Annotated in this window: 9 protein-coding genes and 1 tRNA gene; 5 read left to right on the top strand and 5 right to left on the bottom strand. The window is 64.5% G+C overall.

Annotated elements, in window-relative coordinates:
* Nucleotides 1-114: 114 nt before the first annotated feature.
* Nucleotides 115-1062, bottom strand: coding sequence for a radical SAM protein (locus A3764_RS13560; protein WP_067921886.1), 948 nt, complete (start codon nucleotides 1060-1062; stop codon nucleotides 115-117).
* A 173-nt stretch (nucleotides 1063-1235) separates the two neighbouring features.
* Here A3764_RS13560 and zwf point away from each other — a divergent pair, with 173 nt between their 5' ends.
* From zwf to pgi, 3 genes are read left to right on the top strand one after another with little or no spacing between them, the layout of a single operon-like run.
* A complete protein-coding gene (zwf, locus tag A3764_RS13555; protein WP_067921889.1) occupies nucleotides 1236-2705 on the top strand; it encodes a glucose-6-phosphate dehydrogenase in 1470 nt (489 codons plus the stop codon).
* On the top strand, nucleotides 2702-3373 hold the full coding sequence (gene pgl / locus A3764_RS13550) for a 6-phosphogluconolactonase (protein WP_067921895.1): 672 nt from the start codon (nucleotides 2702-2704) through the stop codon (nucleotides 3371-3373). The genes zwf and pgl overlap by 4 nt, the downstream gene beginning before the upstream one ends.
* Nucleotides 3370-4971, top strand: a complete 1602-nt coding sequence (gene pgi / locus A3764_RS13545) for a glucose-6-phosphate isomerase (protein WP_067921897.1) — start codon at nucleotides 3370-3372, stop codon at nucleotides 4969-4971. The genes pgl and pgi overlap by 4 nt, the downstream gene beginning before the upstream one ends.
* An 89-nt stretch (nucleotides 4972-5060) precedes the next feature.
* Here pgi and A3764_RS13540 read toward each other — a convergent pair whose 3' ends face one another.
* Entirely contained in the window at nucleotides 5061-5522 is a 462-nt protein-coding gene (locus tag A3764_RS13540; RefSeq protein WP_067921900.1) for a GNAT family N-acetyltransferase, read from the bottom strand.
* A 222-nt stretch (nucleotides 5523-5744) separates the two neighbouring features.
* Here A3764_RS13540 and A3764_RS13535 point away from each other — a divergent pair, with 222 nt between their 5' ends.
* Nucleotides 5745-7364 carry a long-chain-fatty-acid--CoA ligase gene (locus A3764_RS13535; protein ID WP_067921903.1) on the top strand — a complete coding sequence of 540 codons (1620 nt, stop codon included), beginning with the start codon at nucleotides 5745-5747 and terminating at the stop codon, nucleotides 7362-7364.
* Nucleotides 7365-7373: 9 nt separating this feature from the next.
* Here the strand turns inward: A3764_RS13535 and A3764_RS13530 are convergent.
* From A3764_RS13530 to A3764_RS13520, 3 genes are all read right to left on the bottom strand, one after another.
* Nucleotides 7374-7447: transfer RNA gene (locus A3764_RS13530), tRNA-Gly, on the bottom strand.
* 87 nt (nucleotides 7448-7534) lie between these two features.
* Complete coding sequence (locus A3764_RS13525; protein WP_067921907.1) at nucleotides 7535-8389, bottom strand: class I SAM-dependent methyltransferase; 855 nt, start codon at nucleotides 8387-8389, stop codon at nucleotides 7535-7537.
* A gap of 4 nt (nucleotides 8390-8393) precedes the next feature.
* The gene (locus A3764_RS13520) at nucleotides 8394-10451 is read right to left on the bottom strand and encodes an ASKHA domain-containing protein (protein WP_067951670.1); all 2058 of its coding nucleotides are present in this window, start codon (nucleotides 10449-10451) and stop codon (nucleotides 8394-8396) included.
* Nucleotides 10452-10726: 275 nt separating this feature from the next.
* On the opposite strand from A3764_RS13520, the gene guaB reads away from it, so the two are divergent.
* A partial coding sequence (gene guaB / locus A3764_RS13515) for an IMP dehydrogenase (RefSeq protein ID WP_067951669.1) occupies nucleotides 10727-12127 on the top strand: 1401 nt, incomplete at its 3' end.

Below are 12127 nucleotides of genomic sequence, written 5' to 3'. Positions count from 1 at the left end.
AGCCATCACGGGCTTTCAGAAGCGGCAGAGGTCTACGATTCGCTTGCGCAGGGGCGCGCAAACCCCCGCGACGGCCATATCATCCGCCTTTGACGGGCAAATGGGCCGCAGCCGTCAGGCCGAACAGCTCGCCCCGCCCAGAACACAGAACTTGGCGCAATGCGGATGGTTGAGCGCCACCGGCCGCTCGGCCTCTGCCAATGTCGTCCCCAGTTCGAACTCCGGCGAATAGGGCAGCAGCGTGCAGGCCAGAACCGCCGGGGTCGCGGCACCCTTGCGTTTCACCACCATCCGGGAAGAGGCGCACATCACGGCATCGGGCGATTTGCCGAGGATGCCCCAGCAGGCGGTCGTAATCTCCGGCACTTCGACGTTTTCGTCCATCTCCGGGAAAAGCACGGTCATTCCCGGATCCTTCGCGTCGATGTCGAACCCGTGCCGGGCAAAGAATTCCGCATAGCCCGCGCGGCTTTCGGCCTCGCTGTCGCCAAAGGCCGACCGGCCCGCCACGGCCATGGTAAAGCCAGCGTCGCGCAGCCATTCCATGCCTGCAAGCGTCTTGTCGAAGGCACCTGCACCGCGTTCCAGATCGTGTAGCTTCGCGCCATAATGGTCGAGCGAGATGCGCAGCGTCATCTTGCCGGGATAGTCGGCCTGCAGCGCGCGCAGACCGTCCTGCATGGTCTTCCGCATCATGGGCCGCATGGCGTTGGTGAGAATCAGGACTTCGTAGCCGCGCTCAAGGGCGGCCCGAGTAATCTCGATCATCTCGGGGTTCATGAAAGGCTCGCCCCCGGTAAAGCCGATTTCACGCACCGGCCATCCCCGTTCCTCGATCTGGTCGAGATAATCGCGCACCTCCGCCGCCGAGATATAGACAAGCGCATCGTTCGTGGGGCTTGAGGCGATGTAGCAGTTGGCGCATTCGATGTTGCAGAGCGTGCCCGTATTGAACCAGAGCGTCTGGGCATTGCTCAACTCAACTTGGGCGCGCGGCTCACCTTTGGCGGTCAGCTTCGGGTTCTGAAACTTGCCCTCGTTCGCAGGTGCCATGTCTTTCATCTATGGTATTGCCTCGCCGGTCGGATTGGTTTGTGATCGTCCTACGTCAGCCGAGCCTCCAACAAAAGGAAGGTTTAGTCGACCCACAGACTTGTGAAGGTACGGTTTTCGCGTATGTTTGCGCTAACATTTTGAGCGAACATCCGGTTCACACGACCGGCAAGGGGGTGAAAATGGTTTCGCGCGTGATACCGGTCGATCCATTCGATCTGGTGATTTTTGGCGGTACGGGCGATCTGGCACGGCGCAAGATCCTGCCGGGCCTGTTCCGGCGTTTCTGCGCGGGCCAGATGCCGCCCACGGCACGGATCATCGGCGCGGCACGCACGGAAATGGACAGCGCGGGCTATCGCGACATGGTCGCGGAGGCGATCGCGGAATTCGATGGTGACAACGGCGCAGGCAAGGATCAGCTCAAGGCGTTTCTGGGGCAGGTCGACTACGTGTCCATCGACGCGCTGGGGGAATCGGGCTGGGAGGCCTTGCAAACCCTCATGGCGGGCAGCGACCGAATCGAGGCCTATTATTTCTCCGTCTCGCCCTCGCTTTTCGGCGAACTGGCAGAGCGGCTTCAGAAATGGGGCATGGCGGACAAAAGCGCGCGCATCGTCGTGGAAAAGCCCTTTGGCCGGGATCTGGAAACCGCGCAGGCCCTCAACCGGACGCTGGCCACCTATTTCGACGAAACCCAGATTTACCGGATCGATCATTACCTCGGCAAGGAAACGGTGCAGAACCTCATGGCCGTGCGCTTCGGCAACATGCTGTTCGAACCCCTGTGGAACGCGCAATACGTCGATCACATCCAGATCACCGTGGCAGAAACCGTGGGCGTTGGGGGCAGGGGCGAATATTACGACCGCGCAGGCGCAATGCGGGACATGGTGCAGAACCACCTGATGCAGCTTTTGTGCCTCATCGCGATGGAACCGCCCGCGCGGTTCGACCCGGACCCCGTGCGCGACGAAAAGCTGAAGGTCATTCGCGCGCTTGATCCGGTGCTGCCGCATCATATCGCGCGCGGGCAATATCAAGCGGAACCCTGCAACGAAGCGAATGCGCCCGGCTACAGGACCGCGGTCGGCGATGCCCGGTCGCGCACCGAAAGCTTCGTGGCGCTCAAGACCCATATCAGCAACTGGCGCTGGTCCGGCACGCCTTTCTACCTGCGCACCGGCAAGCGCATGTCAGCCCGGTCCTCCGAGATCACGGTGGTGTTCAAGGAAACCCCCCATTCCATCTTCGGCGAAGAGGCGGGACGCCACCGCAATGTCCTGTCGATCCGTCTCCAACCGAACGAGGGGATCACGCTGGGCGTGACCATCAAGGAGCCGGGTCCGGGTGGCATGCGGCTTGTGGATGTGCCGCTCGACATGACCTTCGCCGAAGCTTTGGGGGAGGATGGCGCGGAGCAGGTGGATGCCTACGAACGTCTCGTGATGGACGTGATCCGCGGCAACCAGACCCTTTTCATGCGGGGTGACGAGGTGGAGGCCGCATGGGCCTGGACCGATCCGATCATCCAGGGGTGGGAGTCGCGCAACGATGTGCCCAAACCCTATGACAGCGGAACCGATGGTCCGACGGATTCGTTCGAACTCATGCGCCGGGACGGGCGCAAATGGCGAAAGGTATCCCCATGAACCTCAAAGAATATTCCGATCGTGAATTGCTGGCCATGAGCGTCGCGAACGTGCTGGCGGGCGAGTTGAAGAACGTACTGACAGCCAATGACAAGGCGACCTTCGCAGTGCCGGGCGGTACCACGCCCGGCCCGATCTTCGACATGTTGAGCAGCACCCGGCTTGACTGGTCCTCGGTCCGGGTGCTCCTGACAGATGAACGCTGGGTGCCGGAAAGCGATGGTCAGTCCAATGCGGCACTGGTGCGCAAACGGCTGCTCACCGAACATGCGGCGGCGGCCCGTTTCATGCCCTTCTACCGTGACGGCATGACCGCGCAGGAGGCCGCCGAAGACATCGCCCCGATGCTGGAGCCGGAATTGCCGCTATCGGTCCTGCTGTTAGGCATGGGGGCGGATATGCACACCGCGTCGCTCTTTCCCGGCATGGCCGAACTGGAGGAAGCGCTTGACCAGCACGCCCCGGCGCTGATCGCCGTCCGACCGGAGGGGCAACCGACCGAACGTGTCACCCTTTCGGGCCGTGTGCTGCAGGGGGCGCTTGCCACGCATCTGGTGGTCTTCGGCAAAGAAAAGCGCGCCGCGCTGGAACGCGCCGCCCGCCTGAGCCCGAAGGATGCCCCCATCGCATTGGTGCTGGAAGACGCAAAGGTTCACTACGCCCCATGACCAACACAGCACAGATCTGGCAGGCGCTTGACGAAAAGGCCGCGGCGATTGCGGATCGGAGCCTTCTGTCCTTCTTCGACACGCCCGGACGGGCAGCGGCGTTTTCGGTCCGGACGGAAGACATGCTGCTGGATTACTCCAAGACCGACATCGATCAGCAAGCCCGGCAGCTTTTGCTGGATCTGGCCGATATGACCGGTGTTGAAGCCCGGCGCGAGGCCATGTTTTCCGGCCAGTCGATAAACGAGACCGAAGGCCGCGCCGTCCTGCATACCGCGCTGCGCAATCTCGACGGCGATGCCGTCGAGGTGGAGGGTGAGGATGTCATGCCCGGGGTCCATCGCACATTGGCGGCGATGCGCGATTTTGCGGAAACCATCCGCTCCGGCGATATTACCGATGTGGTCAACATCGGGATCGGCGGCTCCGACCTCGGCCCTGCCATGGCGGTGGCGGCGCTGGCACCCTATCACGACGGGCCGCGCTGCCATTTCGTATCGAACGTCGATGGCGCCCATATCGCGGACGTGCTGCGCACCCTCGATCCACGACGGACGCTGGTGATCGTCGCCTCCAAGACCTTCACCACGATCGAGACGATGACGAACGCGCGCACCGCGCGGGCGTGGATGACCGACGGCGGCGGGGACCCGGCGGCGCAGTTCGCGGCGCTCAGTTCCGCCACCGACAAGACGGAAAGCTTCGGCATCCCGCCCGAGCATGTGTTCGGTTTCGAAAACTGGGTTGGCGGGCGGTACTCCGTCTGGGGGCCGATCGGGCTGTCGCTGATGATCGCCATCGGCCCGCGCGCCTTCGATGCCTTCCTGCGCGGCGGGCAGGCGATGGACAGGCACTTTCGCGCCGCAGCACTGCAAGAGAATATGCCGGTGCTGCTGGCGCTGGTGGGGATCTGGCACAATCAGATCCGGGGCCGCGCCACCCGAGCGGTTCTGCCCTATGACCAGCGGCTTTCCCTGCTTCCGGCCTACCTGCAACAGCTTGAAATGGAATCGAACGGCAAATCCACCCGGATGGACGGCAGCGTCGGCCCCCGGCACACGGGCCCCATCGTCTGGGGGGCGGCGGGCACCAACGGCCAGCACGCCTTCTACCAGCTGCTGCATCAGGGGACCCGCATCGTACCCTGCGAATTCCTGGTGGCGGCGCAGGGCCACGAGCCGGAGCTCGAACATCACCATACCCTGCTGCTCGCCAATTGCCTCGCCCAGTCCGAGGCGCTGATGCGGGGCCGCTCGCTACCTGAAGCGCGTGCGCTCATGGCCGAGGCGGGGCATGAGGGCGAGGAGCTGGAGCGTCAGGCCGCACACCGGGTCTTTCCCGGCAACCGGCCCTCCACGACGCTGATATACCCGTTGCTCGATCCCTTCACGCTGGGCCGGATCATCGCGCTCTATGAACACCGGGTCTTTGTCGAAGGGGTGATCCTCGGCATCAATTCCTTCGATCAATGGGGTGTGGAACTGGGCAAGGAACTGGCGACCGCGCTCGAACCCATGGTCGAAGGCAAGGCACCGCCCGAGGGCAAGGGCGACTCCACCGCGCAGCTCATCGACTTCATCCACCGACACCGGGGCTGAAGATCTTTTTTCCTTTCTCACGATCCCAAATACTTCGGGGAGCGCGAGGGGCAGCGCCCCTCGTGGACCGTTGCAGTCACGCAGCCCGGTCAGGGGGCCATGTCGTAGGTGATCCACCCCGTGCGCGTCGCCAGCCTGTCATAGACCCCGCGCGCGCGGTAATTGTCATCCGCCGTGATCCAGCGCAGGACCTTCCAGCCGCGTTCGCTCGCCCGGCGCCGGACCTCTTCGATCAGGGCTGCCGCCGCGCCGCTGCCCCGGGCCTCCGGCGTGACGAAGAGATCGTCGAGAAAGCAGTTCGTGACCGCGCGCAGGGGGCTGGCGAAGGGCCGGAAATGGGTCAGGCCGAGCAGTTCTCCATCCTCCGCCTCCGCCACGAGGCCTTCGCATTCATGCGACGGATCCATCAGCCATCCGAATACGGTGTCACGCATCTGCGACGTTTGGGGCACCCCGTAGAATTCGGCATAGCCCTGATAGAGCCTGTCCCAACCCGGGCAGTCGCCCTGTTCGAGGCTGCGGATACGGCAGGCGGAGGCAGGGGGTGTCATCGGCGATCTCCTTCGCGAACGGGTCACAGGCAGGGCACGGAACCGCCCGCCGCTCCATCCGGCTTAGCCCGGATCGGGCGCGAAAACCACTGCCCGCCGAAAGCGCGCCGCAGGGCATTTCCCCCTCCGAGGTGCGCAGAGCGGAAGAGTCTTCCGCAAGGGCGCTTGCACTGGCAGGGCCAATTGGCCAATCTGGCGCGAAATGCCTTGAAAGGATGCCAGATGCTCGGCCAGATGATGACCAAACCCCTCCTGATCTCGAACCTGATCGCCCATGCCGAAAAGAACCATGGCGGCGCGGAGATCGTTTCGGTCAATACCGGCGGGGGCGTGGAGGAGACGAACTGGCGCGAGGTGGGCCGCAATTCCCGCAGGCTCGCTTCGGCGCTGACGGGCCTCGGTCTCGGCCCGCAGGCGCGCTGCGGCACGATCGCATGGAACAACCGGCGGCATCTGGAAATCTATTTCGGCACCTCGGGGGGCGGTTTCGTCTGCCACACGATCAACCCACGCCTCTTTCCCGAACAGCTCGTCTATATCCTGAATCACGCCGAGGATAAGGTCCTGTTCATCGACAAGACCTTCGTGCCCCTGATCGCCGGGATCCGCGACCAGTTGGAGCACCTCGAACATCTGGTTCTCATGGAAGGCGCGGACGACGAAGCCGCCAAGGCCTTGCCCGGCCTGAAATTCTATGACGACCTGATCGCGGAAGGCGATCCGGAATACGATTGGCCAGAGATGGACGAACTGACCGCCTCCAGCCTCTGCTACACCTCAGGCACTACGGGCAATCCGAAGGGCGTGCTTTATTCCCACCGTTCCACGGTGCTTCATTCCTTCGGCATCAACATTGCCGACAGTGTGGGAATCAAGGCGCGCGACGTGGTCTTGCCCGTGGTGCCGATGTTCCACGTCAACGCCTGGGGCTCGCCCTATGCCTGCGCCATGGTGGGCGCGCGCATGGTCATGCCGGGGCCGGGGCTGGATGGCGCATCACTCGTCAGTCTCATCGATACCTACAAGGTCACCATGGCGCTCGGGGTGCCGACGATCTGGCTGGGCCTGCTGGGGGAGGCGAAGAAGGTCGGCTCGGAACTTTCCAGCCTGCAGAGCACCGTCGTCGGTGGCTCGGCCTGTCCGCCTTCGATGATCGAAACCTTCCGCGAACGCTACGGTGTCGATACGGTACACGCATGGGGCATGACCGAGATGTCGCCCGTCGGCACGATCAACAAGCCGCTCGCCAAGCATGGCGCGTTGCCTGAGGCGGAACAGCATCGCCTGCGCGAAAATCAGGGCCGCCCGGTCTTCGGCGTCGAGCTTGAAATTCTCGACGACGACGGCAAGCCGATGCCCCACGACGGCAAGGCGCAGGGCGATCTCGTGACACGTGGTCACTGGATCCTCGACAGCTATTTCCGCTCCACCCGCGAAGAGACCCTGACCGACGGCTGGTTCGACACCGGCGATGTCGCCACGATGGACGAAGACGGCTATATCACCATCAAGGACCGCTCCAAGGACATCATCAAATCGGGTGGCGAATGGATCAGTTCGGTGGAGCTGGAAAACATCGCCATCGCCCATCCCAAGCTGGCAGATGCCGCCGTGATCGGGGCGCGACACGAAAAGTGGGATGAACGGCCCGTGCTGGTCGCCGTGAAAGCCGAAGGCGAAGACCCGGCGGAGGATGAGGTGCTGGCCATTTTCGAAGGCAAGATCGCCAAGTGGCAAATCCCCGACCGTGTCGTCTTTACCGACGTGCTGCCCCGCAACGCGACCGGCAAGGTGCTCAAGCGCAACCTGCGCGAAGAGTTCGGCGATGTGCTGATGAAGTGACGAAGAAGCTGGAGCGGGTAACGGGAATCGAACCCGTAACTAAAGCTTGGGAAGCTGCCGTGATACCTTTTCACCATACCCGCGCGCCGGGTATCGGATAGGACGCGGCGGCTTCGCCGTCAAGCGGGCAAAATCATCGTCGGCGCGCCTTTGCGCCCATGATGGGCCGATCAGGCGTTGCGTGCGGTGTAGATATTGATTTCCGCCGGGATACGGATGCGGCCCTCCCTCTCGAAAGGGTGCAGCGCCTCTTCCAATGCGGCTTGAAGGGCGGCTTTCTGCTCCTCCGACGCCTCGTAATGGCGCAGCGTGGCATGCGCGGGGCCGATATCGCACATCTGTACCGCCATTTGCGCCGCGTTCTCCTGCGCGATGAGGTCGATCTGCCGGACGTCGCAGGCGACATCGGCGAAACCCGCCTGCGTCAGTATCGCTTCCACCCGTTCGGGATCGCGGAAGGCAAAGGGGCCGGGCGCGTCGGGATCGCTCTTGGGCGTTGGGCCGATGACGGCCTTTGCCAGCCGCGCGGGCAAGGTGAAGAATGGATTCTGCGGTATCTGCCCCCAGGCGCCCAGAGACAGGCGCGCGCCCGGCTGCAATGCCTGCCGCAGATTCGCAAAGGCCGCCACCGGATCGGCAAAGAACATCACCCCGAAACGCGAAATCAGCCGGTCAAAGCGTTCACTGCCAAAATCATGCGCCGCCGCATCGGCGTGCAGAAAGCGCATGTTCTCCAGATCCGAGGCGGCGGCGCGTTCGCGCGCCCTGTCCAGCAGCGGACCCGCGATGTCGATGCCGACCGCGCTGCCGGAGCCGATGGCCCGGGCCGCGGCGATGGTGCTGGCCCCAGTGCCACAGCCCACGTCCAGCACATCATCGCCCGGGCGCAGCTCAGCGGCCTCCAGCACCGCGTCCAGGACGGGTTGAAAAAGCACGTCCAGCGTCTCTTGCCGGTCGACCCATTTCGGCCCCGCGAGCCGGGACCAGAATTCCTGCTGTTCACTGTTGTCCTGCCGCTCTGTCATCGGCTCACGCCCTCCTGCGGCGGCGGCCGCCCCCGCCGCGGCCTTCCCGGCCCCCGCCGCTGTCGCCGCCCGTGTTGAAGGAAACATTCGGCAGCGACACCAGCGCATTGAGAATGGGGAAGGGCTCAACCGCATTGGGCATGGCGGAGGCATTGACGAAATGCTCCTGAAAGCGCGGCTCGATGGCGGTTTCCACCTTGTGGATGGCCCGCACGACCGCCTCGATCTCTGCCCGCGCCCGGGTGTTGAGCAGCGCGATCCGCGCCCCGGTGCCCGCGGCATTCCCGGCCGATGTGACCTTTTCCAATGGCGCGTCAGGGATCATGCCCAGCACCATGGCGTGTTTCGCGCTGATATGCGCCCCGAAGGCGCCGGCCAGTACCACGCGGTCCACCTTGTCCACGCCGAACTTGTCCATGAGCAGCCGCGCGCCGGAATAAAGCGCCGCCTTTGCCATCTGGATTTCCCGGATATCGCGGTTGGTCACGGTAATCCGTGGCCCGCCATCGGCGGTGCCGTCGTGGATCAGGTAGCTGTGGGTGCGCCCGTCTTCAAAGATGTTGGCGGCCCCGGTTTGCGCGGCGCTGCCGATCAGGCCGGAGGCGTCCACGATGCCATGCATGCGCATCTCCGCCACCATCTCGATGATGCCGGAGCCGCAGATGCCGGTGATCCCCGTCGCGGCGACCGCCTCAGTAAAGGCCGGGTCGTCCGACCACAGGTCGCAACCGATCACCTTGAAGCGGGCGACCTTGGTGTCGGGGTCAATCTCGACCCGTTCGATGGCCCCCGGCGCCGCCCGCTGGCCGGAGGATATCTGCGCCCCCTCGAAGGCGGGCCCGGTGGGGGAGGAACATGCCAGAACCTTTTCGCGGTTGCCCAGCAGGATCTCGGCATTGGTGCCCACGTCGACGACGAGAACGAGGTCGTCGGATTTATCCGGCGCCTCACTGAGCGCGACCGCCGCCGCATCGGCGCCCACATGTCCCGCGATGCAGGGCAGGAAATAGACCCGGGCGGAGGGATGAATCTCCAGATCGAGGTCGTCGGAACGCAGACGCAGCGCGTTGGACGTGGCCAGCGCAAAGGGCGCCTGACCCAACTCGAACGGATCAATGCCCAGAAAGAGGTGATGCATCACGGGGTTACAGACAAAGACGACGTCGACGATCAGGTTCCGGTCCACCCCGGCCTCTTCGGCGATCTGCCGGAAAAGCGCATTCATGCCGTCCCGCACCGACCGCGTCATTTCCTGCGCGCCGCTTGGGTTCATCATCGAATAGCTGACCCGGCTCATCAGGTCCTCGCCAAAGCGGATCTGGGGGTTCATCACCCCGGATGAGGCGAGGACCTCTCCGGTCCGCAGGTCGCACAGATGCGCCGCGATGGTGGTGGAGCCGAGGTCGACGGCAAGGCCGTAAACCGTCCCGTCGTAATAGCCTGGCCAGATGCACATGATCCGGGGCGCGTTTTCGTGATCGCCCAGATGCACGGCCACGGTGACCTTCCAGTTTCCCTTGCGCAGGATGGGCTGCATGCTCTGAAGGATATGCAGATCTGCCGTCACATGCTCCAGCTCCCACTGGACCCGCAGCGCCTCCCGCAGACGTTCGAGATCGCCGGAAGGGTCGTGCATGTCGGGCTCGGCCACTTCCACGTAGAAAAGCTTGGTGGACGGATCGAGGACGATCTCGCGCGCCTCGGCCCGTTTGCGCACGACCTGCTTGTGTACCTGGCTCTCGGGCGGGACGTCGATCACCACGTCGCCCTGCACGGTGGCCTGGCACCCCAGCCGCCGCCCCGGTGGCAACCCGCGCTTCTCGTCGTAGCGCGCCTCCACGCTGTTCCACTCGGACAATGCGTCGTCATGCACGGTCACACCATGCTTGGAGAAGGAGCCGTACCCCGGCGTGACCTGGCATTTGGAGCAGATGCCCCGCCCGCCACAGACGGAATCGAGATCCACGCCCAGTTGCCGGGCCGCCGCCAGCACCGGGGTGCCGCGCGGAAAGCGCCCGCGCTTGCCCGAAGGCGTGAAGATCACAAGGGGGTCGTCGCTCATGCCGTTCTTCCCGATAATTTCGCCGCACTATAGGCAGGTGCGCGGCGGGCGAAAGGTAGGCTGCGTCACAAAATGCGCCAGCCGCGGCAGATGGCGCGCTTTCGTGCTTCTCATGATCCCAAATACTTCGGGGTCCGGGGCAGCGCCCCGGTCTGTCGGCGCGTTCCGCCCCCACAAAACACGCGGGACCGTTGCCCCTTTCCATCCGCCCGGTTCCGTGAAATAGCAAACCGCCAAATGAACCCCACATGACCCCCTGCAAACCGAGGTGCAAAATGGAGATTCGCGAGGCCCTGACTTTCGACGACGTGCTGCTGGTGCCAGGCGCCTCGTCGGTGCTGCCGGCCACGGCTGACACCCGCACCCGCGTGACCCGCGCCATCGCGCTCAATATCCCGCTGCTCAGTTCCGCCATGGACACCGTGACCGAAAGCCGCATGGCGATCGCCATGGCGCAAGCGGGCGGCATGGGGGTGATCCACCGCAACCTCGACATCGCCGCCCAGGCGGAAGAGGTTCGCCGCGTGAAGCGGTTCGAAAGCGGCATCGTCTACAACCCGATCACCCTGCGCCCGGACCAGACCCTCGCCGATGCGAAGGAATTGCAGGCCCGCTATAACGTGACGGGCTTTCCGGTGGTGGATGACGCGGGCCGGGTGCTGGGCATCGTCACCAACCGCGACATGCGCTTTGCCTCCGACGACAGGACGCCGGTTTCCGTCATGATGACGGGCGACAACCTCGCGATCCTGCATGAACCGGCGGACCGGGAAGAGGCGATCAGCCTGATGAAGGCACGGCGGATCGAGAAACTGCTCGTCACCGACGCGGGCGGCAGGCTCACCGGGTTGCTGACGCTGAAGGATACCGAACAGGCCGTGCTCAACCCCACCGCCTGCAAGGACGATCTGGGCCGTCTGCGCGTGGCGGCGGCGACCACCGTCGGCGACGCGGGCTTCGAACGCTCCGAAGCGCTGGTGGATGCAGGCGTCGACATGATCGTGATCGACACCGCCCATGGCCATTCCGAAGGGGTCGCACGCGCCGTCGAACGGGCCAAGACGCTCAGCAACGAGGTTCAGGTCGTGGCCGGCAACGTCGCCACGGGGGAGGCCACGCGCGCCCTGATCGACGCAGGCGCCGATGCGGTGAAGGTCGGTATCGGCCCCGGCTCCATCTGTACCACGCGGATGGTCGCGGGCGTGGGTGTGCCGCAGCTGACCGCCATCATGGACTGCGCCGCTGCGGCCGGCGACATTCCCGTCATCGCCGACGGTGGCATCAAGTTCTCGGGCGACTTCGCCAAGGCCATCGCGGCGGGAGCCTCCTGCGCCATGGTCGGCTCCATGATCGCGGGCACCGACGAATCCCCGGGCGAGCTGATCCTTTATCAAGGGCGCAGCTACAAATCCTATCGCGGCATGGGCAGCCTCGGCGCCATGGCGCGCGGCTCGGCGGACCGCTATTTCCAGAAGGACGCGGCCAGCGACAAGCTGGTGCCCGAGGGGATCGAGGGTCAGGTCGCCTACAAGGGTGCGGCGGGGGCAGTCGTGCATCAGCTGATCGGCGGGCTGCGCGCGGCCATGGGGTATACCGGCTGCGCCACCGTGGAAGAGATGCGCAAGAACTGCACCTTCGTAAAGATCACCGGGGCAGGGCTGAAGGAAAGCCACGTG

It is taken from the genome of Sulfitobacter sp. HI0129 (assembly GCF_001635395.1).
In the GTDB taxonomy this organism is placed as follows: Bacteria; Pseudomonadota; Alphaproteobacteria; order Rhodobacterales; family Rhodobacteraceae; genus Sulfitobacter.
The sequence above is the reverse complement of the archived record's forward strand: the minus strand, read 5'-3'. Positions and strand labels throughout refer to the sequence as shown.